Origin of the sequence: Microbaculum marinum (assembly GCF_037855135.1) — a bacterium.
GTDB lineage: Bacteria > Pseudomonadota > Alphaproteobacteria > Rhizobiales > Tepidamorphaceae > Microbaculum > Microbaculum marinum.
Map to the genome: position 1 here is coordinate 118842 of NZ_JAZHOF010000009.1, position 19839 is coordinate 138680.

Here is a 19839-nt window from a genome sequence, read left to right on the forward strand (position 1 = left end):
CTTGCTGCGGTTGGGGTGCGGGCGGCGACCGTCAGACGCGACCCGTCCGTGCCGCTTCGGCCCGGTCGATCGCCAGCCCCTCGGTCGAGAGATAGTCGAGCCGCGGCATGAGACGGATCAGGTCCCGCGTGTGCGGGTGCTCGGGATTCTCGAACAGGTCCTCCGTTTCCTTCACCTCGCAGAGCTGGCCGTTCTGCATGACGCCGATGCGGTGGCACATCTGGCGCATGACGGGCAGGTCGTGGCTGATGAACAGCAGGGTGAGCTTCAGTTCCTCCTGCAGGTCCTTCAGCAGGTTCAGGATCTGCGCCTGGATCGAGACGTCGAGAGCGGAGGTCGGCTCGTCGCAGATCAGGAAGCGAGGCCGGGTGGCGAGCGCCCGGGCAATCGAGATGCGCTGGCGCTGGCCGCCCGAGAACTCGTGGGGATACTTGCGCGCCGCCTCCCGGCCGAGGCCGACATGCTCCAGGAGATCCTCGACGATGCGCTGCCGCTCGGCTCCCGACGACGCCAGTTCGTGGTGCCGGATCGGTTCGGCGACGATATCCGCGACGCGCATCCTCGGATTGAGCGATGAATACGGGTCCTGGAAGATCATCTGCATCTGCCGCTGGAACGGCCGCCGCTGCCGTCCGGGACCGAGCCTGGCGATGTTGGTGCCGTCGAACAGGATCTCGCCGGCGGTCGGCGTGTAGAGGCCGGCGATGAGGCGGGCGATGGTCGACTTGCCGGAACCGGATTCGCCGACCAGGCCGAAGATCTCGCCTTCGCGGATCGGCAGGGACACGTTGTCGACGGCCGGAAAGTAGATGCGGTTCCTGGGCAGCAGCGAGCGGCGCATCAGGAACTCCATCCGCAGGCCCTTCAGCTCCACCAGGTTCTCGTGCCGGTCCCTGGTGCGATCGCGGCGGCCCTGTCCGAGCCAGTGGCTGGAAAGATCGATCGCCTCGAAGTCGCGGCCCGGGCCCTCGATGTAGCTGACCATCGGAAAGCGCAGGAGCTTGATATCGGGCCGCGGCACCGCCGCCACGAGGCTCTTTGTGTACTCGTGATCGGGGTTGCCGAGCACCTTCCTGGTCGGCCCGCGCTCGACGATGCGGCCGCGGTACATGACGGCGACACGATCGGTGGTCTCGGCGATGACGCCCATGTCGTGCGTGACGAGGATGACGCCGACGTTGCGGTCGGTGCACAGGCGGCGGATGAGGTTCAGGATCTGCGCCTGGATCGAGACGTCGAGCGCCGTGGTCGGTTCGTCGGCGATCACCAGGTCGGGATTCGAGCACAGCGCCAGGGCGATCACGACCCGCTGGCGCATGCCGCCCGAGAACTGGTGGGGATATTGCGAGATCCGCTCGGCGGGCTTCGGGATTCCGACCTGGTCCAGGAGGTCGATCGCGAATTTCTTCGCTTCGCGTTCGCTCAGCGCGTTGTGCTCGCGGATGGTCTCGACGAGCTGCTGCTCGATCGAATACAGCGGGTTGAGCGACGAGAGCGGGTCCTGGAAGATCATCGAGACCTTCTTGCCGCGGACCTTGCGCATTTCCTCGGGCGGCAGGGCCTCGACGCGCCGCCCGTCGATCTCGATCGTGCCGGCGGCGATCCTGCCGGGCGGCTCCAGCAGACCCATCACCGCGTTGCCGATCGTCGACTTGCCGGCCCCGGACTCGCCGACCAGCCCGTGGATCTCGCCGCGCTGCACGTCGAGGTCCACGTCCATGACCGCGGTGAAGGTCTCTCGCCGGGTCGGGAACTCGACCGTCAGGCCCTTGATCTCGAGCAGGCTCAACGCGCTCACCTCAGCTTCGGGTTGAGCGCGTCGCGAAGCCAGTCCCCGACCAGGTTCACGGCGAGCACCAGGGCGGCCAGCGCGACGCCGGGGAAGATCGTGATCCACCATTCGCCCGAGAACAGGAAGTCCTGTCCGATGCGGATCAGCGTGCCGAGCGAAGGCTGGGTCGACGGAATCCCGACGCCGAGAAACGACAGCGTCGCCTCCGTGATGATGGCGAGCGCCAGATTGATGGTGGCGATGACCAGTACAGGTCCCATCACGTTCGGCAGGATGTGGCGGGTCATGATCACGATCGGATGCACGCCGATAACGCGGGCCGCCTGAACGTACTCCTTGTTGCGCTCGACCAGCGTCGAGCCGCGAACGGTGCGGGCGTACTGGACCCAGAACGACAGGCCGATCGACAGGACCAGCACCCAGAAGGCGGAGTCGTTGCGCGTCACGTTCGGATAGAGCCCGTGCACCACACCGTCGATCAGGAGCGCTATCAGGATCGCCGGGAACGTCAGCTGGACGTCTGCGATGCGCATGATCACGGAGTCGAACGTCCCGCCGACATAGCCGGCGATCAGGCCCAGGGTGATGCCGATCCCGGCAGCCAGGATGACGCTGGCGAAGCCGACCGCCAGCGAGATCCGTGCGCCGTACAGAATGCCGGACAGCAGGTCGCGCCCCTGGTCGTCGGTGCCGAGCAGGTAGCTCGGGTTCGACCCCTCGACCCAGGCCGGCGGATTGAGCGAATCGAGCAGGCTGAGCGTTGCGAGATCGAACGGATCGTGCGGGGCGATCCACGGCGCGAATGCCGCCGCGACGATGAACAGCAGGCTGACCAGCGCCGCCAGCATCACGACCTTGGAGGACTTGAAGGAGTGATAGATGTCGCTGTCCAGGGCGCGCGAGACGAAGCGCCGGTCATCGAGCGTCTGCGGGCGTCCTCCGGCGGCGGCGACCGCCCGCCCCTCTTCGCCGGTCACCTGGGGCATCGGGCCGCCCTCATGTCGCACTGCCGCCGATCCGCACCCGCGGATCGACGACCGTGTAGAGGATGTCGACGGTGAGGTTGATCACCACGAACAGGAAGGCGATCAGCATCAGGTAGGCGGCCATGATCGGGATGTCGACGTTCTGCACCGCCTGCAGGAACAGCAGGCCCATTCCCGGCCACTGGAACACGGTCTCGGTGATGATCGCGAAAGCGATGATCGCGCCGAGTTGCAGGCCGGTCACCGTGATCACCGGGATCAGGGTGTTCTTGAGGGCGTGGCCGAAATTGATCGCGCGCTCCGAAAGCCCCCGGGCGCGGGCGAACTTGATGTAGTCGGTACGCAGCACCTCGAGCATTTCGGAACGCACCAGCCGCATGATCAGCGTCATCTGGAACAGGCCGAGGGTGATCGCCGGGAGGATCAGCGCCTTCAGGCCGGAAGCGGTCAGCAGGCCCGTCCTCCAGAATCCGAGATCGATCACGTCTCCGCGTCCGAAGCTGGGCAGCAGTCGCAGGTTCACCGCAAAGATGAAGATCAGCAGGATGCCGATCAGGAACGTCGGAAGAGAAATGCCGACCAGCGAGACCGTCAGGAACAGCTTCGACAGCCACGCGTCCCGGTTGATGCCGGTGTAGACGCCCATCGGGATGCCGATGACCAGCGCAAAGATGGCCGAGGCAATGGACAGTTCGAGCGTCGCCGGCAGCCGGGAGAGGATCAGTTCACCCACGGGCTGCTTGAACTGATAGGAAATGCCGAAGTCGAAATGCAGGGCATTCCAGACGAACCGTACGAACTGAACGTAGACCGAGTCGTTTAGCCCGAGGGCCTCCCTCAGCGCCGCCCGCTGCTCCGGCGTCGTGTCGACGCCGACCATCTGGTTCACCGGATCGCCGATGTAGCGGAACATCGCAAACGCGATCAGCGAAACCGTCAGCATGACCAGGACGGACTGCGCGAGGCGGCGGAGGATAAAGACTGCCATCGGTGGCGGTGTCTCGATTCTCGTTTGACTTCAAAGGGGAGCCGGCACCGCTGCCGGCTCCCGCGACACGTCGCGTCCGATCAGTCGTTCAGTGTCATCCACTTGAACAGCACCTGGTTGTCGGCGCGCTGGACGAGATCGAGTTTCTTCGACTTGCCCCAGGCCAGCGACTGCTGGTGGAGGGGAATGTGCGAGACCTGCTCGTGCATGATCGTATAGGCGTCGGCGATCAGCTGGTCGCGCTTTGCCGGATCGTTCTCGACGAGGATCTGCTTGGCCAGTTCATCAACCTCGGGACTGCACCATCCGCCGAGATTGAAGGGACCGCCCTTGCCCGTCTCGTCACGGCAGCCGGCCAGATTGACGAGAATGTTGTAGGAGTCGAACGAACCCGGCGTCCAGCCCAGCAGGTAGAAGTCGGTGTCGTATCCGCCGGTGGCCAGCACCTTGCCGAAATACTTGGACTTGGTCTGCGCATTCAGATCGACCTTGACGCCGATCCGGGCGAGCATCGCGGCGACCGCCTGGCAGATCGCCTCATCGTTGACATAGCGGTCGTTGGGGCAGTCCATGCCCACCGTGAACCCGTCCGGATAACCGGCGTCCGCAAGCAGCTTCTTCGCCGCTTCCGGATCATAGGGATGACGCTCGAACTCGCCCGACCCCTCAAAAAGCAGCGGAGAGATCAGCAGCGCCGACGGCGTGGCGAGGCCGCGCATCACTTTCGACTTGATCGCCTCGATATCGATCGCCTGATAGAAGGCCTTGCGGACATTGGCGTCCTGGAAGGGGTTCTTTCCCTTGACGTCCGAGGTCGGCAATTCGTCGCGGATCGAATTGAAGCCGAGGAAGACGGTCCGGAGTTCCGGCCCGGTCATCGCGTCGGCGTTGTCGCTGGCGTTGACGCGTTCGATGTCCTGAACAGGCACCGGGTCGACCAGATCGACTTCGCCGGACAGCAGCGCCGCCACGCGCGTTGCATCCTGGGAGATCGGCGTGAACACGACCTCGTCGATATTGCCCTCGATCTCGTCCCACCAGTCCGGATTGGGCTTGTAGACGGTCTTGACGCCCGGCTCGTGGCTCTCGATCACGTAGGGGCCCGTGCCGTTCGACATGAACGCCGCCTTGCTGGACGCGGTGTCCGAAGCCGAGACGACGTTCGTCAGGCCCACTTCTTCGGACCACTCCTTGTCCATGATGTACCAGGTATCCCATTCGTAGTGCAGAATGGGATTGGGCGAGGAAAGGACGAAATCGACGGTGTAATCGTCGACTTTCTCCACTTTCACATCTGCCGGCAGGCGGGTCTTGAGGTCGGAATTCTCCGACAGGACGCGCTCGGCGGAGAAGACGACGTCGTCGGCATTGAAGTCGTTGCCGTTGGCAAACTTCACGCCTTCGCGCAGCTTGAAGCGCCAGCGTGTCGGTTCGACGATCTCCCAACTCTCCGCGAGCGCCGGTTCGATTGCCAGATCCTTGCCGCGCCGGGTCAGGCCTTCGTAGACATTCCCGAGCTGGCCGAGAGTAAAGGTCTCGTTGAGTGTATACGGGTCGAGCGCGCCGAGTTGGCCCTGGAAAGCCCAGCGCAAAGTTTTCGCGTCCGCCGGACCGAACCCGAGGACGCACGCGATCGCAGCCGCGACCGTTACGTTTCTGAGGGTCATCTGTTACCTCCGTTGGTTATTCTTTATCCGTCGCGTGACGGATTTCGTGCAGCATATATTCGGCTTCGCTACCGTGTCACCCTGTCGCGTGAGCGAATTGGCCGGAATTGTTCTTTTGCATCTTCATGTATCGACAAGCGCGGCTTCCAGGTCGCGCCGGGAGATCAGACAACACCATGACCGATACCGTGCGCCCTGCGGTTGCAGCCGACGTGGAACGCCTGGTGGACATCGAGACGGCGGTGTTCGTACCGCCCGACTACGAGCCGATGTCGCGGCGACAGTTCGCGTATCATGTGGATAACCCGCGCGCGGTGCTGCTCGTCTACGACAGCGACGGATCGGTGCACGGCTATGCGCTGGGACTGATGCGAACGACTTCACGCTACCTGCGCTTCTATTCGCTCGCGGTTGCTCCGGGTCTGCAGGGCGGCTCCGTCGGCCGCCGCCTCTTCGAGGCCATCGAACAGGCCGCCCGCGAGCGTGGCCTCGGCGTCATCACCGAGGTCCGCGCCGACAACGAAAGGCTCCACCGGCGCTACCTTGCGCTGGGCTATTCGGAGTTCCAGCGCAAGCCCGAATACTATCCCGACGGCTGCACGGCGATCCGCATGCGAAAATCGCGCTGAGGGACCGGGTAACTGCCTTCAATAAACCGCAATTCACCCCTCATTGCGTTTTCTGCAACGGTCGAGTCCGCGCGGTGCGCGGAACGCTTTCAGCGGCCAGTCCGTTACGTCCGGTACGCGACGTTATCCGACGCCCCTGAAAGGAGGGGCCGACCACACAGAGCATGAAGAAACCGCTCTATTCCGGCTGGGTGATCCTCGTCGACAGCCTCAAGGATTTCCCGAACGCCGAGACCCCGCACAAGGTCATCACCACACGCGAGTATCTGGCCAGACCGCAATTGTTCGACGCCGGCCGGCCGAAGGTCATCAACCTCTCCCGGTCGTACGCCTACCAGAGCCGGGGGTATTTCTGCTCGCTGCTCGCCGAAGCGCGCGGACACCGGGTGTTGCCGACCGTCGAGGCGATGCTGGATCTTGCCGGTCGCGATCTGTACGGCCACGCGATCCCGGAACTCGAGGAGCAGCTCAATCGCTGCGCCCGCGCCGCCCGGCACGAGCCCGAGGAGGAACTGCGGCTCTTCATCTGCATGGGCGTCGTCGAGGACAGCCGCTACGAGAAGTTCGCCCGGCTGCTGTTCGACTGGTTCCGGTGCCCGATCATCGAGGTGACCGCAGCGCCCGGCGAGTGGTTGTCCATCAAGCGCATGCGCCCGCGTCCGCTGAACAAGCTCGACGCGTCCCAGGGCGCGGCCTTCCGGGATGCGCTGCACAACCACACGACGCGCGACTGGCGCTCACCGAAGGCCCGGCCGAGCCTGAAGTACAGCCTTGCCGTCCTGCACGACCCGAAGGAGGCGCTTGCGCCCTCCATGCTGTCGTCGATCAAGCATTTTGCCCGGATCGCGGAAAAGCACGACATCGAGGTGGAGCCGATCACGAAGAAGCACTTCCACCAGCTTGCCGAATACGACGCGCTGTTCATCCGGGAAACAACATCGATCGACAACCACACCTATCGCTTCGCGCGACGGGCGATGCAGGAGGGCATGCCGGTCATCGACGATCCGGTGTCGATGATCCGCTGCACCAACAAGGTCTATCTGAAGGAACTTCTGACGGCCAACGACATCCCGGTTCCGCCGACCGTCGTGGTGGCGAACCTCGAGGAACTGGCTGGCGCCGAGGAGCAACTCGGCTACCCGCTCGTGGTCAAGATTCCGGACGGTTCCTTCAGCCGCGGCGTCCACAAGGTCGACACCCCGAAAGCCTTCCGCGACCTCGCCAAGGCGCTGTTCAAGGAGACCGACCTGCTGATCGCCCAGAAGTTCATGCGCACGGACTACGATTGGCGCATCGGCGTTCTCGGCGGGGAGCCGTTGTTCGCCTGCCACTACCTGATGGCCCGCAGCCATTGGCAGATCGTCAAGCACAAGCCGGACGGATCCGCCATCCAGGGCTCGGCAAAGGCCTTCGGGTTCGACGAAGTGCCCGCCGAGGTGCTCGACATCGGCGTGCGCGCCGCGGGCCTGATCGGTGATGGTCTCTACGGCGTCGACATCAAGCAGAATGCCGACGGCGTGTTCGTCATCGAGATCAACGACAACCCAAACGTCGACCACGGCTACGAGGACGCCGCCCAGAAGGACGAGGTCTGGTCGAAGCTGGCGCGGTGGTTCTACGACCGACTCGAGATGTGAGCGGATTTCGTCGGGTTCCCGGCAACACCGTTCCGGCTTGAATTTCTCCTGAATTTTTTATATAAGATTGTTTCAGGAGAAACGTTTATGGCACGTGCAGCTTTCCATTCGGCTCCTGCCGGGGAAGGAATGGTGGTCACCAAGGCGGTGGCCAATGCTGCCGTCCGGCTGCAAATTCCCAACAAGGTGCTTGCCCGGATCGTAGGTCTGTCGGAGGCGACGGTCTCGCGCATGGTCAACGGCAGATATCTGCTGACCCCATCCGACAAGCCGTTCGAACTCGGTCTCCTCTTCGTCCGACTGTTCCGCTCGCTGGACGCCATCGTCGACGGCGACGAAACCGTCGCCCGCGCCTGGCTCCGCAACGAGAACAAGGTTTTGGGCGCCTCGCCGCTGCAGAGAATTCAGACGGTTTCCGGTCTGGTAGATGTCATCGCCTATCTGGACGCCCGCCGCGCTCTCCTCTGAGACGCGTGTCCTGGAGGGGGAGTGCTGGCGCCTGGTCGAGGCCCAGCATCATGTCTCGACCCTGAAGCTTGTCGATACGCTGGAAGAGCAGGCCCTGCTCGAGGACCTGATCGAGGAGAGCAAGCCGCGCATACCGCCGGAATGCCGGCACCTCGACTATCTGCTGGCGACGCCGTTCCGTTACGGGGCGCCCTATCCGACCGGCTCCCGGTTCCGGTGGGCCGGATATACACCCGGTGTCTTCTATGCATCCGAGGTGGCAGAGACGGCGGTCGCCGAAACGGCGTTCTACCGCCTGTTGTTCTATGCCGAATCGCCGGGCACGCCCTGGCCAGCAACGCTCGGGGAGTTCACCGCCTTCAGCGCCGCGTATGCAACCAGCCGCGCGATCGATCTGACCGGGGGGGCCCTGGCCGAGCAGCGCGCGGCCTGGACGCATCCGACCGAGTATGAGGCCTGCCAAGCGCTTGCCGAGGCGGCTCGGGCCGCCATGATCGAGGTGATCCGGTACCAATCCGTCCGGGATCCGGAAGCGCGGGCGAACCTCGCGATCCTGGCCTGTTCGGCCTTTGCGGCGCCGGCGCCGCTGGAACGGCGCACCTGGCGAATGCGGCTTGGTCGCTCGGGCGTCCAGGCGATCTGCGAATATCCGCGCGCCGAGATCGAATTCGACAGACGCTGCTTCGCAGCCGACCCCCGCATCGCCTCCCTGGAGTGGGAGCGTTGACCGGCGGTCTCCGCGCGCCCGCGTCACGCTAACGCCCCACCATCTGGCGCGGCAGGAACGTCGCCACGTCGGGAAACGCCACCAGCAGCGCGACGGCCAGGATCATGATCGCGAACATCGGCAGCGCGGCCCTGGCGATGAACGCCATGTTGCGTCCCGTCATCCCCTGCAGGACGAACAGGTTGAAGCCGACGGGCGGCGTTATCTGCGCCATCTCCACGACGATGACCAGATAGATGCCGAACCAGACCATGTCGAAGCCGTAGGATCGTACCAGCGGCTCGATCACCGCCATGGTCAGCACGACAGCCGAGATCCCGTCGAGGAAACAGCCGAGGATGATGTAGAAAACCGTCAGCGCGGCGATCAGCGCGATCGGCGAGAGCTGCCACCCGGCGATCGTCTCGGCCAGCGCCCGCGGCAGGCCGGTGAACCCCATGGAGAGCGACAGGAAGGCCGAGCCGGCCAGGATCAGCGCGATCATCGACGAGGTGCGCGTCGCCCCCATCAACGCGTCCATGAAGGTCTGACGGGTCAGGGACCCTTGCGCGAGCGAAAGCAAGAGCGCCCCCACCACGCCGAAGACGGCTGCCTCGGTGGCGGTGGCGATGCCGGCATAGATCGAGCCGATCACCACGGTGATGAGCAGCACGACCGGGATCAGCAGTCGCGTCGCCTTCAGCTTCTGCCGCCAGTCGGAGGCCGCTTCCGCCAGTGCCCCGGCATTGCCGGTCAGGGCGCCCCAGATCGCCACGTAGCCCATGAACAGGATCGCCAGGCCGATCCCCGGCAGGACGCCGGCGATGAACAGCTGGGCGATCGATTCGTTCACGGTGACGCCGTAGATGATCAGGATGATCGAGGGCGGGATCAGCAGGCCGAGGGTTCCGGCGCCTGCCAGCGTGCCGACGATCATGCGTTCGGGATACCGGCGGGTCCTGAGTTCCGGAATGGACATCTTGCCGACGGTGGCGACGGTGGCGGCGGACGATCCGGAAATCGCCGCGAAGATCGCACAGCCGACGATGTTGACGTGCAGCAGGCCGCCGGGGAACCGGCTCATCAGCGGCGCCATACCCCGAAACAGGTTCTCCGACAGTTTCGTGCGGAACAGGATCTCGCCCATCCAGATGAACAGCGGCAGCGCGGTCAGGGTCCACGACGACGACATCCCCCAGACCGTGATCGACATCGCGTCGCCCACCGACCGCGGCGTGAACAGCATCATGCCCACCGCCGACACGCCCAGCAGGCTGATGCCGATCCAGACCCCCGTCCCGAGGAAGAAGAACAGCAGCGCCAGGAAGATGCCGGTGAACCAGATCTCGGTCATCCGATGGCCTCTTCGATCGCCGCGGTCTCCGCCCCCTGTTCTTCCGGTTCCTGGATGCCGCTTTTGCCCAGGAAGGCGGCCTCGGCGAGCGAGTGGACGAAGGCGATGGCCAGGATCGTCGCGCCGACCGACACGGCCGTCTGCGGGATCCACAGCAGGGTCGCGTCGGCGCTCTCGCTGCGCTCCTCGAACCGGTAGGAGATCCAGCTCATCCGCACCAGGTACCAGGAGAACCACACGCCGATGCCGCTGGCGGCGGCAAGGCACCACAGGACGGCGATCCGTCGCGCCCGCCCCTTGAGCTGCGCGATCAGCATGCCGACGCGGATGTGCTCGCCCTGGCGAAGCGTGTAGGCCATCGCCAGGAAGCTTGACGCCGCCATGCAGTAGCCCGAATAGGCCGTCAGGCCGGCGACATAGACCGACATCAGCCGGGTGACGATGCTGGCGAGGACGAGGCAGCCGAGCGCCACGAGGAAGGCGGCCGCGAGGTAGCCGGCGGCCATGTAGAGGCGGTCGAGAGCCCGTCCAAGACGGGCAAGGTATGCCATCACTCACGTCCCCCGAGATGGCTGCACCGGTCGACAATGGGCCTTCCGGCCACTGAACGTCGAAGGCTGGCTTGAATTCGAGCGCCGCCGCTGCTCCGGGTCCCGGGTCAAGCCCGGGACATGGTCGGTGCGTTTGGCAGCGTTCCTGCCAAACGCGAGGCCGACGTCCCGGACGTGGTCCGGGGTCCAGAACGGCGGCTCAACACGTCGACGCGACGGCGATATCGCCTCGCCGGCGTCTTGTGTTCACATCTTCTTGTAGGCCTCGATGACTTCCGTGCCGTTCGGGCCGGCCTCTGCAAGCCATTCCTCGGTCATCGTCCCGCCGATCTCCTTGAACCCGGCGGCGAGTTCTTCGCTGGGCGGCTCGATCGTCATGCCCTCCTTGGCCAGTTCCTGCTTGTACCAGTCGGACAGTTCCCGTGCCTTCGCCCAGCCCGCTTCCTCGGCCTTGCCGGCCTCCTCCATGATGATCGTCCGGGTTTCCTCGTCGAGCCCGTTCCAGGTCTCCAGGTTGATGATCACCATGTTTTTCGGCAGCCAGGCCTGGGTGTCGTACCAGTACTTCACGTACTCCCAGATCTTCATATCGTAGCCGGTCGAGCCCGACGAGATCATGCTTTCGGCGACGCCGGTGGCGAAGGCCTGGCCGAGTTCCGCCGCCTCGATCTTGGTCGGCACCGCGCCCATCAGCTCGGCGAGACGCGTCGTGGCCGCGTTGTAGGCGCGGAACTTGACGCCATCCATGTCGGAAACCTTCGTGACGGGCTTTGTCGTGTAAAGCCCCTGCGGCGGCCACGCCACCGCGTAGAGCAGCTTCACGCCCTTGTCCTCGAGGACCTTCTCCATCGTCGGCTTGGAGGCCTGGTAGAGATCCCACGCCTCGTCGAACGAGGTTGCCAGGAACGGCAGCGCGTCGACGCCGAAGACCGGGTCCTCGTTCGACAGGGCCGAAATCAGCCGTTCGCCGACCGGCGCCTGGCCGGTGCGAACCGCCCGGAAGATCTCGTCGCCCTTGAACAGCGAGCCGCCCGGATGCGTGACGATCTCGATCTCGCCGCCGGTCGCCTCGGTAACGCCCTTGGCGAAACCGGCCGCGGTTTCGGAATGATAGTTGGTCGCCGGATAGGCCAGCGGCATGTCCCACTTCTCGGCCGCCGCGCCGGTCGCGAGGCCGGCACCCAGCGCAATCGCCGTCGCCCCGGTCAGCGCGCGTAACGTCACCATCTTCGTCATTCTTGTCTCCCTCTGGTGAACAGGACGCCGTCTGCGGCGCCTGCAACGAGAATACCCGAACTTACACCATCGAAAACCGTCACCAATCCTTCGATGTGACTAGAATATCCCTGACTAGATCGACCGCGTCGACGACCGGCACTCCGACGGCAGCCTCGATGGTGGCGCGATAGGGCGGCAGGTTGGTGCATTCCAGGACGACGGCGGACAGGTCCGGCGCCCGCGCCGCGAGGCGCTCCGCCGCGGCCCGGACATCCGCTTCCGCCGCAACGCGATCCAGCGTCGGCAGGTCGCGTGCAATGACGCGGTGAAGCTCGCGTCCCGTCTCTATTCCTTCCACGATCAGCGGCCCCGGATCGAGCAGGTCCAGCGGGCTCTCGAGGAGGACGCGGCTGTCGTATGTCAGGATACCGATCGGCCGGTCCCGACCGGCGGCGGCGCGCAGTCGCGGCATCGCCTGCAGCGCAGACGTCACGACGGGGATCGACACGGCTGCGGAAATCCGGGCGGCAGCCGGCCACAGAAAGCCGCAACTCGTGACGAGCACCGATGCTCCCGCGGCTTCCAGCCGCCGCGCGGCCTGGAGGAACGGCGCGATGACCGCCTCCTCTAGGGACGGCCGCACGATGCGCGGCACCGTGGCGCCGCTCACCCGTTCGATCAGGCAGTTGCCGCCCCAGGTCTCCGGCGCGCCGATGTCGCCCGGCGGACGCGGAAACCGGGTGTCGAGTTGCAGGACGCCGACGAGCGCGGCCGCGTCGGGCACCTAGTCCCGGACGACCAGAACGGACTGCGTGGCATGCCGCACGACGCGCGCCGCGTTCGGCCCGATCAGGTAGTCGCGCATCGCCGGGCGGTGCGAGGCCATGACGATCACGTCGGCGCCGACCTCCTTGGCGACCCGCAGGATCTCCTCGTAGATCGACCCGTGCGCGACGTGGCCCTTGACGTCGACATTGTCGGGGACAGCCCCCTCGAGATACTCGTCGAGGCGCTGCCGCGTCCCGTCGAGCGCCTTCTGCTCGAAGCCCTCGGGAAAATATCCGCCGACGATCGACATGCCGAAATCGGGCACGACCGTCATCACGTGCACATCCGAATTGTATTCGTGGGCCATGTGGAACGCGGCATCCAGCGCCCGGTGCGAGCTTTCGGGCTCGGCCAGATCGATGGGAACGAGAATGGTCGAGAACATCTTTCCTCTTCTCCCGGGTTGAGCCGTCAGAACGCCGGTACGGTCTGGCGCCGCCGCTGCAGCACGATAACCAGTGCCAAAAGCACCAGCGCGGGAATATAGAACACTTCCTTGGCCATGCGCTCCTTCGGCAGCTGGACCTGCGAAATCACCACCGGCTCGTCGGCATAGAAATCGAAATCCTGGAACGCCTCCGCGAACGGGGTCTGCGGGAACGGTTCCTCGAGCAGTGCCTGGCCATCCTCCACCATCACCAGCAGGCCCGCCTCCTCGAGCCGCGCCTCGCCGTCGCCTTGCGGGCCGAGCGGCACCAGCACGGTGAGCGTGTCGATCTCGTCGGGATTGTCGAAGTCCGGTCCCCGGATTTCCATGCGCAGCCCGGCGTCCGCCGGCTGCCGCCCGACGATCTCCACCACCTCTGAGCCCGGCCGCATCTCGTAGGGTGGATCGACGAGATCGAGCCAGAAGCCCGGCCGGAACAGGGTCAGGGCGATCAGCAGCAATGCGGCGGTCTCCCAGATGCGATTGCGCGTCAGGAAATACCCCTGCGTCGCCGCGGCGAACAGCAGCATCGCGACCGTCGCCACGACGAACACGAAGATCGCCTTCCAGAGGGTGACGTCGATGAGCAGGAGTTCCGTGTTGAAGATGAACAGGAACGGCAGCAGCGCGGTGCGGATGTCGTATCCGAAGCCCTGGAAGCCCGTCTTGATGGGATCGCCGCCCGATATCGCCGCCGCCGCGAAGGCGGCAAGCCCGACAGGCGGCGTGTCGTCGGCAAGGATGCCGAAATAGAATACGAACATGTGCACCGCGATCAGCGGTACCAGCAGGCCGCTCGCCGCGCCGACCGAGACGATGACCGGCGCCATCAGCGAGGACACGACGATGTAGTTCGCCGTCGTCGGCAGGCCCATGCCGAGGATCAGGCTCATCACGGCCACCAGCAGGAGCATCGCCATCAGGTTACCGCCGGACAGGAACTCGACGAACTCGCCGACCACCTGATGCGCGCCGGTCAGCGAGATGGTTCCGACGATGATGCCGGCCGCGCCGGTCGCCACACCGATGCCGATCATGTTCCGGGCGCCGGCGATCATTCCCGCCACGAAGTCGTGGATCCCGGTGAGGAAGGCCGGCCACAGCGCGCCGGCGCCGCGGAACAGGTTCTTCAGCGGATGCTGGGTAATGACGATGAAGATCATCGACAGCGTCGCGTAGTAGGCAGACAGCGACGGCGAGAACCGCTCGATCAGGATGCACCAGATGAGGATGACGATCGGCAGGATGAAGTGCAGGCCGGTGACGGCGACCGCGCCCGGCCGCGGCAGCTCCTGCAGCGGCGCGTTGGGATCGTCCATCTCCAGATCCGGGTTGCGCGCGGCGAGCCAGACCAGAAGCAGATAGGCGACAAGGAACAGCAGGATCACCGTGTAGAAGGTGATGCCGGGAAACGCGACCTTGATCCAGCCGAGCCCGTAGTAGACCGCGGCCGCCAGGACGCACATCAGGATGAAGCCCGTCAGCACGCCGATCAGCCTGCGTGCCACGCCGACCAGGGCCGGCGGCTTCGGCAGACCCTTCAGGTCCAGCTTCAGCGCCTCCAGGTGCACGATGTAGACGAGCGCGATGTAGGACACGACCGCCGGCAGGAAGGCGTGCCTGATGATGTCGGTATAGGCGACCCCAGTGAACTCGGCGATCAGGAAGGCGGCTGCCCCCATCACCGGCGGCGTCAGCTGCCCGTTGGTCGACGAGGCGACCTCGACTGCGCCGGCCTTCTCGGCCGGAAAGCCGGTCCGCTTCATCAGCGGGATGGTGAAGGTGCCGGTCGTCACCACGTTGGCGATCGACGATCCGGAATACAGGCCCGACAGCGCCGACGCGACGACGGCCGCCTTGGCCGGGCCGCCGCGCAGGTGGCCGAGCAGCGAGAAGGCGAGCTTGATGAAGTAGTTGCCGGCGCCGGCCTTCTCCAGCAGCGATCCGAACAGCACGAACAGGAAGATCATCGAGGCGGACACGCCGAGGGCGACGCCGAATACGCCCTCGGTCTGCATCCAGTAGTGCCACATGGCCTTGCCGTAGGAGGCGCCCCGCCATTGGATCGCATCGGGCAGCCAGGGCGAATCCCCGAAGAAGACATAGGCGACGAACACGGCAGCGACGATCACCAGCGGCAGGCCCAGCGCCCGGTAGACCGAGATCGCCAGCACCACCATGCCGATGGTCGCGGCCACCAGGTCGCTGGTCGTCGGCAGGCCCGCACGCGCCGAGATCGCGTCGTCGAAGACGATCAGGTAGAGACAGGCGTAGACGCCCAGGATCGCCAGGATCCAGTCGTACCAGGGAACGTGATGTCGCGCGCTGCCCCTGAACAGCGGATAGGCGAGCGCCGACAATGCCAGCGCGAAGGCCAGGTGGACGACGCGCGAGTCGAAGTTGTTGAAGACGACGTTGACGCCGAGATGCTCGGTTATCCAGAAGGGGACGTTCGAGGCGATGTAGAGCTGGAACGTCGACCACAGGAAGGTCAGGACCGCGATGAAGATGCCGACCGGGCCCGCGACGCTGCGTGCGCCGGTATCGACCTGCGCGACAAGCTCGTCGACATCGATCTTGCGCTTGTGGACTTCTTCCGCCATGCCGCCCTCCAGTCCCCGGATACAAGGCTTCCGGCGACAGTCCAAACACAGGAAAAAGCAATAGTCCCGACCGGACCGCGCGGACCGGCAAGGCAGGAGGATAAGGGGACGGCCCCGCTGGACCGCCCCCGAACGCTTACATCCAGCCGCGTTCCTTGTAGTACTTCTCAGCACCCGGATGCAGGGGAGCCGACAGCGAGTCCTTGATCATCTCCTCTTCCTTCAGGTTCGCGAAGGCGGGGTGAAGGGCCTTGAAGTCGTCGAAGTTGTCGAACACCGCCTTGACCACGACATAGACGACCTCGTCGGGGACGTCGGCGGAGGTGACGAAGGTCGCGCCGACGCCGAAGGTGTTCACGTCCGCGTCCTGCCCGGGATACATCCCGGCCGGGATGGTGGCCTTGCGGTAATAGGAGTTGTCGGACACCAGCGTGTCGATCTCCGGGCCGGTGACGTTGACGAGGTTGGAATCGCAGGTCGACAGCGTCTCCTGGGTCAGCGCGGAGGGATGGCCGACGAGCCACGCATAGGCGTCGATCTTGTCGTCGCAGAGTGCCTGGCCGGTCTCAGCCGACTTCAGCTCGGTGGCGAGCTTGAGGTCGTCTGAGGTCCAGCCCAGCGCGTTCGCCATCACATCCCAGGTGGCGCGGCTTCCCGAACCCGGGTTTCCGACGTTCACCCGCTTGCCCTTCAGATCGGTGACGTTGTTGATGCCGGCATCCTTGCGGGCGAGGATGGTCACCGGCTCCGGATGGACCGAGAACACCGAGCGCAGGCCCTCGAAGGGCTTGCCGTCCCACTGCTCCTTGCCCTCGTACGCGTTGTACTGGACGTCGGACTGGGCGACGCCGAATTCGAGTTCGCCCGCCTGGATGGTGTTGACGTTGTAAACCGACCCGCCGGTCGACTCCGCCGAGCAGCGAATGCCGTGCTCCTTGCGGTCCTTGTTGACCAGCCGGCAGATGGCGCCGCCGGTCGGATAGTAGACTCCGGTGATGCCCCCGGTGCCGATCGACACGAACTGCTGCTGCGCGTAGGCGCCGCCGGCGCCAACCGTGATCGCTGCGGCGAACGCGCCTATGGCCAGATACTTCATGAGATCTCCTTCCGTCTCCGGTTGTGTCTCCGCCGGTCGAGCGCCGGCGTGATCCGTACATGCTCATACCGGGCACGGCATGAAGCTCACCCCGCGCCCTCCTGTCGCGTATGTCATCGCCAAACGCCGGCTAACACAACCCTTTCGCGTCGACATGTGTATGTGCAGCGCAGCATCGCGAGGGAAACGGGCATTCAACCGGCGAGGCGGGCCGGGTCGAATCGATGCAAATCGTTGAGCAGGGCGAGGAATCGCGCGACCGCATGGTCTGCGGCAGACCGGCCCTTTTCGGCACTCGCGGAAGCTGCATCGCCGCAGGCGCCGGATTCGCTGAGGTCCCTGGTCATCCAGGCGAATGCCGTTCGCCCGGTGCCGCGCAGGACGTCGAACTCGGTTTCCATCGCCACCGAGGCCGGGACGAAGTCGGCGCGCGCGCTGTCGCGCACGTTGTCCGGATCGAGGTGCATCATCAGCGACGTCTCGACGTCGCCGGCGTGAATCCCGTGGGCGAGTTCGGCAGCGTCGAACAGCCCGTCGGGGTACCCCAGACGCGCCCAGCTCGTCGCCACCACGAGCATCGCGTGCCGGATCCTGAGGTCGCGCGCGGCAAGGCCCGTCACTTCGCTGTTGCCCCCGTGCGAGTTCATGATCAGCAGCTTGCGGCACCCCGCACGGGCAACCGAATCGCCGATTTCCCGCAGCACGTTCAGCAGCGTCGCGGCGCTTAGGGTGAGCGTTCCCGCGAAGCCGAGATGCTCGTCGCTCTTGCCGACCCCAAGCGTCGGCAGGATCACCGCCGGCAGGTGGTCCGGCATCGCCGCGACGCCGGCCGCGAGCAGGCCGTCGGCTATGAACGCGTCGACCCCGGCCGGCAGGTGCGGGCCGTGCTGCTCGGTCGCCGCGACCGGCAGCACCGCGATCCAGCCCGATGTGTCCGCCTCGAAGTCGGCGGTCGTCATCTCCCGCCAGTAGCGACGGCGCGGCAGCGACTGTCGGTCCGCCTCCATGCGCGGCGGCTACCGTTCAATGGCCAGCTTGACGCCGAACCCGACGAACACCGCTCCGGCGACGCGCATCAGCCACGTCTGGAACCGGTTGTAAAGCCGCATGACGGCGCCGCGCGACCCGACGACCCCGCAAAACCCGTACCAGAGTGTCGACATCGCCACGATGGTGAAGAAGGCCGCTGCGAACAGCCCCGGCGAGGCATGCGGCGGCAGCGCCACGGCAAACAGGGAGGCCGCGAACGCCGCTGTCTTGGCGTTCGCGAGATTGGTGAGCAGGCCGAGCCGGAAGGCGCTTGTCGGCGAGATGCCGCCGGGAACGGCGACCGCCCCCGCCGACCGCCACATCCTGATGCCCATCCAGATCAGATAGGCGGCCCCGGCAAGCTTGACGGCGAGCGCGGCCAGGGGAACCGTCGCGAACAGCACCTTGATGCCGAGCAGGCCTGCCAGTGCCCAGAATGACAGGCCGACGGCAATGCCGGCGACCGTCGTCAGCGCCGCCGCGCGGCCATGGCGCGCGGCCATGTGCATGGTGACGAAGAAATTCGGCCCCGGCGTCAGCACCCCGATGAGCCAGACCGCGGCGAGCGGTCCCAGGACGCCTGCATACTCGCCCATCCTAATCCTCCCTTGCCGCAATCACCTCGATCTCGACCTTGAACTCGGGCCGCGCGAAGCCCGATACGATCATCAGCGTCGACGCCGGCGGCGGATCCGGCGTGAACTCGTCCCGCGCCGCCATGTAGCCCTTCAGATATTCCCGCCCGGTCACGTAGGCGTTGATGCGCACGATATCGGCCAGCGCCATACCGGCGGAAGCGAGAATCGCACGAATGTTCTCGAAGCACAGCCGGGTCTGGTCGCCGACGTCCTCGGGGATCGTCTCGTCGATGCCGATGCCAAGCTGGCCGGAGCAGAACACGATCCGCGCCCCGGCTGCGACCTCGACCCCGTGGCTGTACCTCGCGAACGGCGGACGGATGCCCGCCGGCGTGTGATGCGTTACCATTGCCTGCCTCGCCTTCGCCCGCGACCGATACCTGCAACCCGACCCGGAGACGCTAATGACCCTCGCGCATCGCTGGCAAGACCTGACCACGGTCGAATTCGAGACGCTCGATCCCGACACCACGGTCGCGGTCCTTCCCGTCGGCGCGATCGAGCAGCACGGGCCGCATCTGCCGCTGGCAACCGACGCGCTGGTCGCCGAACGTGTTGCGGCGGCGGCCGTGGAGACCGCGACGGCCGGCGATCCGGACCTGCCGGTCCTGCTGCTGCCGACGATGCCGGTCGGCAAGTCGAACGAGCATATCGACTTTCCCGGCACGCTGACGCTGACCGCCGAATCCCTGATCGCGCTGTGGCGGGAGATCGGCGAGAGCGTCGCGCGCTCGGGCATCCGCAAGCTGCTGATGGTCAACGCCCACGGCGGCCAGCCGCAGGTGATGGAGATCGTCGCACGCGAACTGCGGGTACGCTGCGAGATGCTGTGCGTGTCCTCGAGCTGGTGGCATATGGGGCTGCCCGAAGGGCTGGTGCCCGCAGAGGAACAACGCCACGGCATCCACGGCGGGATGGTCGAGACATCGCTCGTCCTGCATCTCGCTCCCGATCTCGTGCGAATGGAGCATGCCGCCGATTTCCGCCCGGTGATGGCGGAGATTGCCGCCGACAACGAGAAGCTGACCTATGTCGGCGGTGTCGGCATCGGCTGGCAGGCCCAGGACATCCACCCGGCCGGTGTGGCTGGCAATGCCGCCGCCGCGACAGCCGAGCTGGGCAAAGCCATTTTCGACCACGTCGTGTCCGGCTATGTCAGGCTGCTTGCCGAGATTTCTGCCTATCCGCTGTCGCGCATCCAGCGTCGATAGGGCATGAT

Annotated in this window: 19 protein-coding genes; 5 read left to right on the forward strand and 14 right to left on the reverse strand. The window is 65.5% G+C overall.

Annotation, left to right across the window (positions count from 1 at the left end):
* Positions 1-31 precede the first annotated feature (31 nt).
* From V3328_RS20625 to V3328_RS20640, 4 genes are all read right to left on the reverse strand, one after another.
* Positions 32-1789 (reverse strand): dipeptide ABC transporter ATP-binding protein, encoded by a 1758-nt coding sequence (locus V3328_RS20625; protein ID WP_340331721.1) that lies wholly within the window; start codon positions 1787-1789, stop codon positions 32-34.
* Positions 1790-1794: 5 nt separating this feature from the next.
* Positions 1795-2778 (reverse strand): ABC transporter permease, encoded by a 984-nt coding sequence (locus V3328_RS20630; RefSeq protein ID WP_340331603.1) that lies wholly within the window; start codon positions 2776-2778, stop codon positions 1795-1797.
* 10 nt (positions 2779-2788) lie between these two features.
* Positions 2789-3766, reverse strand: coding sequence for an ABC transporter permease (locus V3328_RS20635; protein ID WP_340331604.1), 978 nt, complete (start codon positions 3764-3766; stop codon positions 2789-2791).
* An 80-nt stretch (positions 3767-3846) separates the two neighbouring features.
* The gene (locus tag V3328_RS20640) at positions 3847-5433 is read right to left on the reverse strand and encodes an ABC transporter substrate-binding protein (RefSeq protein ID WP_340331605.1); all 1587 of its coding nucleotides are present in this window, start codon (positions 5431-5433) and stop codon (positions 3847-3849) included.
* Positions 5434-5609: 176 nt separating this feature from the next.
* Here V3328_RS20640 and V3328_RS20645 point away from each other — a divergent pair, with 176 nt between their 5' ends.
* From V3328_RS20645 to V3328_RS20660, 4 genes are all read left to right on the forward strand, one after another.
* A complete protein-coding gene (locus V3328_RS20645) occupies positions 5610-6062 on the forward strand; it encodes a GNAT family N-acetyltransferase (RefSeq protein WP_340331606.1) in 453 nt (150 codons plus the stop codon).
* Between the two features lie 164 nt (positions 6063-6226).
* A complete protein-coding gene (locus V3328_RS20650; RefSeq protein ID WP_340331607.1) occupies positions 6227-7702 on the forward strand; it encodes a RimK family protein in 1476 nt (491 codons plus the stop codon).
* 87 nt (positions 7703-7789) lie between these two features.
* Positions 7790-8170: an antitoxin Xre/MbcA/ParS toxin-binding domain-containing protein gene (locus V3328_RS20655; RefSeq protein ID WP_340331608.1), complete on the forward strand. Its 381-nt coding sequence runs from the start codon at positions 7790-7792 to the stop codon at positions 8168-8170.
* Complete coding sequence (locus V3328_RS20660; protein ID WP_340331609.1) at positions 8130-8897, forward strand: RES family NAD+ phosphorylase; 768 nt, start codon at positions 8130-8132, stop codon at positions 8895-8897. Before V3328_RS20655 ends, V3328_RS20660 begins: the two co-directional genes overlap by 41 nt.
* A gap of 28 nt (positions 8898-8925) precedes the next feature.
* On the opposite strand, the gene V3328_RS20665 is transcribed toward V3328_RS20660, so the two are convergent.
* From V3328_RS20665 to V3328_RS20710, 10 genes are all read right to left on the reverse strand, one after another.
* Positions 8926-10230 carry a TRAP transporter large permease gene (locus V3328_RS20665; RefSeq protein WP_340331610.1) on the reverse strand — a complete coding sequence of 435 codons (1305 nt, stop codon included), beginning with the start codon at positions 10228-10230 and terminating at the stop codon, positions 8926-8928.
* Entirely contained in the window at positions 10227-10781 is a 555-nt protein-coding gene (locus V3328_RS20670; protein WP_340331611.1) for a TRAP transporter small permease subunit, read from the reverse strand. The genes V3328_RS20665 and V3328_RS20670 overlap by 4 nt, the downstream gene beginning before the upstream one ends.
* A gap of 246 nt (positions 10782-11027) precedes the next feature.
* Positions 11028-12017, reverse strand: a complete 990-nt coding sequence (locus tag V3328_RS20675; protein ID WP_340331612.1) for a TRAP transporter substrate-binding protein — start codon at positions 12015-12017, stop codon at positions 11028-11030.
* A 79-nt stretch (positions 12018-12096) separates the two neighbouring features.
* The gene (locus V3328_RS20680; protein WP_340331613.1) at positions 12097-12783 is read right to left on the reverse strand and encodes an aspartate/glutamate racemase family protein; all 687 of its coding nucleotides are present in this window, start codon (positions 12781-12783) and stop codon (positions 12097-12099) included.
* Positions 12784-13212, reverse strand: a complete 429-nt coding sequence (locus tag V3328_RS20685; RefSeq protein ID WP_340331614.1) for a universal stress protein — start codon at positions 13210-13212, stop codon at positions 12784-12786. It abuts the gene before it with no gap.
* A 26-nt stretch (positions 13213-13238) separates the two neighbouring features.
* A complete protein-coding gene (locus V3328_RS20690) occupies positions 13239-15857 on the reverse strand; it encodes a TRAP transporter permease (protein ID WP_340331615.1) in 2619 nt (872 codons plus the stop codon).
* 136 nt (positions 15858-15993) lie between these two features.
* Positions 15994-16953, reverse strand: a complete 960-nt coding sequence (locus V3328_RS20695) for a TAXI family TRAP transporter solute-binding subunit (RefSeq protein ID WP_340331616.1) — start codon at positions 16951-16953, stop codon at positions 15994-15996.
* A gap of 194 nt (positions 16954-17147) precedes the next feature.
* Complete coding sequence (locus tag V3328_RS20700; protein ID WP_340331617.1) at positions 17148-17960, reverse strand: creatininase family protein; 813 nt, start codon at positions 17958-17960, stop codon at positions 17148-17150.
* Positions 17961-17969: 9 nt separating this feature from the next.
* Positions 17970-18578 carry a LysE family transporter gene (locus V3328_RS20705; protein WP_340331618.1) on the reverse strand — a complete coding sequence of 203 codons (609 nt, stop codon included), beginning with the start codon at positions 18576-18578 and terminating at the stop codon, positions 17970-17972.
* 1 nt (position 18579) lies between these two features.
* Complete coding sequence (locus V3328_RS20710; RefSeq protein WP_340331619.1) at positions 18580-18969, reverse strand: RidA family protein; 390 nt, start codon at positions 18967-18969, stop codon at positions 18580-18582.
* A gap of 55 nt (positions 18970-19024) precedes the next feature.
* Between V3328_RS20710 and V3328_RS20715 the strand changes: the two genes are divergently transcribed.
* Complete coding sequence (locus V3328_RS20715) at positions 19025-19831, forward strand: creatininase family protein (protein WP_340331620.1); 807 nt, start codon at positions 19025-19027, stop codon at positions 19829-19831.
* The last annotated feature ends 8 nt before the right edge of the window (positions 19832-19839 follow it).

Excerpts from the sequence above, each read along its gene's own strand:
- V3328_RS20700 (WP_340331617.1), bottom strand. The coding sequence starts at position 17,960 with ATGGAGGCGGACCGACAGTCGCTGCCGCGCCGTCGCTACTGGCGGGAG.
- V3328_RS20630 (WP_340331603.1), bottom strand. The coding sequence starts at position 2,778 with ATGCCCCAGGTGACCGGCGAAGAGGGGCGGGCGGTCGCCGCCGCCGGA.
- V3328_RS20695 (WP_340331616.1), bottom strand. The coding sequence starts at position 16,953 with ATGAAGTATCTGGCCATAGGCGCGTTCGCCGCAGCGATCACGGTTGGC.
- V3328_RS20655 (WP_340331608.1), top strand. The coding sequence starts at position 7,790 with ATGGCACGTGCAGCTTTCCATTCGGCTCCTGCCGGGGAAGGAATGGTG.
- V3328_RS20710 (WP_340331619.1), bottom strand. The coding sequence starts at position 18,969 with ATGGTAACGCATCACACGCCGGCGGGCATCCGTCCGCCGTTCGCGAGG.
- V3328_RS20635 (WP_340331604.1), bottom strand. The coding sequence starts at position 3,766 with ATGGCAGTCTTTATCCTCCGCCGCCTCGCGCAGTCCGTCCTGGTCATG.
- V3328_RS20640 (WP_340331605.1), bottom strand. The coding sequence starts at position 5,433 with ATGACCCTCAGAAACGTAACGGTCGCGGCTGCGATCGCGTGCGTCCTC.
- V3328_RS20650 (WP_340331607.1), top strand. The coding sequence starts at position 6,227 with ATGAAGAAACCGCTCTATTCCGGCTGGGTGATCCTCGTCGACAGCCTC.
- V3328_RS20685 (WP_340331614.1), bottom strand. The coding sequence starts at position 13,212 with ATGTTCTCGACCATTCTCGTTCCCATCGATCTGGCCGAGCCCGAAAGC.
- V3328_RS20670 (WP_340331611.1), bottom strand. The coding sequence starts at position 10,781 with ATGGCATACCTTGCCCGTCTTGGACGGGCTCTCGACCGCCTCTACATG.
- V3328_RS20645 (WP_340331606.1), top strand. The coding sequence starts at position 5,610 with ATGACCGATACCGTGCGCCCTGCGGTTGCAGCCGACGTGGAACGCCTG.
- V3328_RS20660 (WP_340331609.1), top strand. The coding sequence starts at position 8,130 with ATGTCATCGCCTATCTGGACGCCCGCCGCGCTCTCCTCTGAGACGCGT.
- V3328_RS20705 (WP_340331618.1), bottom strand. The coding sequence starts at position 18,578 with ATGGGCGAGTATGCAGGCGTCCTGGGACCGCTCGCCGCGGTCTGGCTC.
- V3328_RS20665 (WP_340331610.1), bottom strand. The coding sequence starts at position 10,230 with ATGACCGAGATCTGGTTCACCGGCATCTTCCTGGCGCTGCTGTTCTTC.
- V3328_RS20690 (WP_340331615.1), bottom strand. The coding sequence starts at position 15,857 with ATGGCGGAAGAAGTCCACAAGCGCAAGATCGATGTCGACGAGCTTGTC.
- V3328_RS20675 (WP_340331612.1), bottom strand. The coding sequence starts at position 12,017 with ATGACGAAGATGGTGACGTTACGCGCGCTGACCGGGGCGACGGCGATT.
- V3328_RS20715 (WP_340331620.1), top strand. The coding sequence starts at position 19,025 with ATGACCCTCGCGCATCGCTGGCAAGACCTGACCACGGTCGAATTCGAG.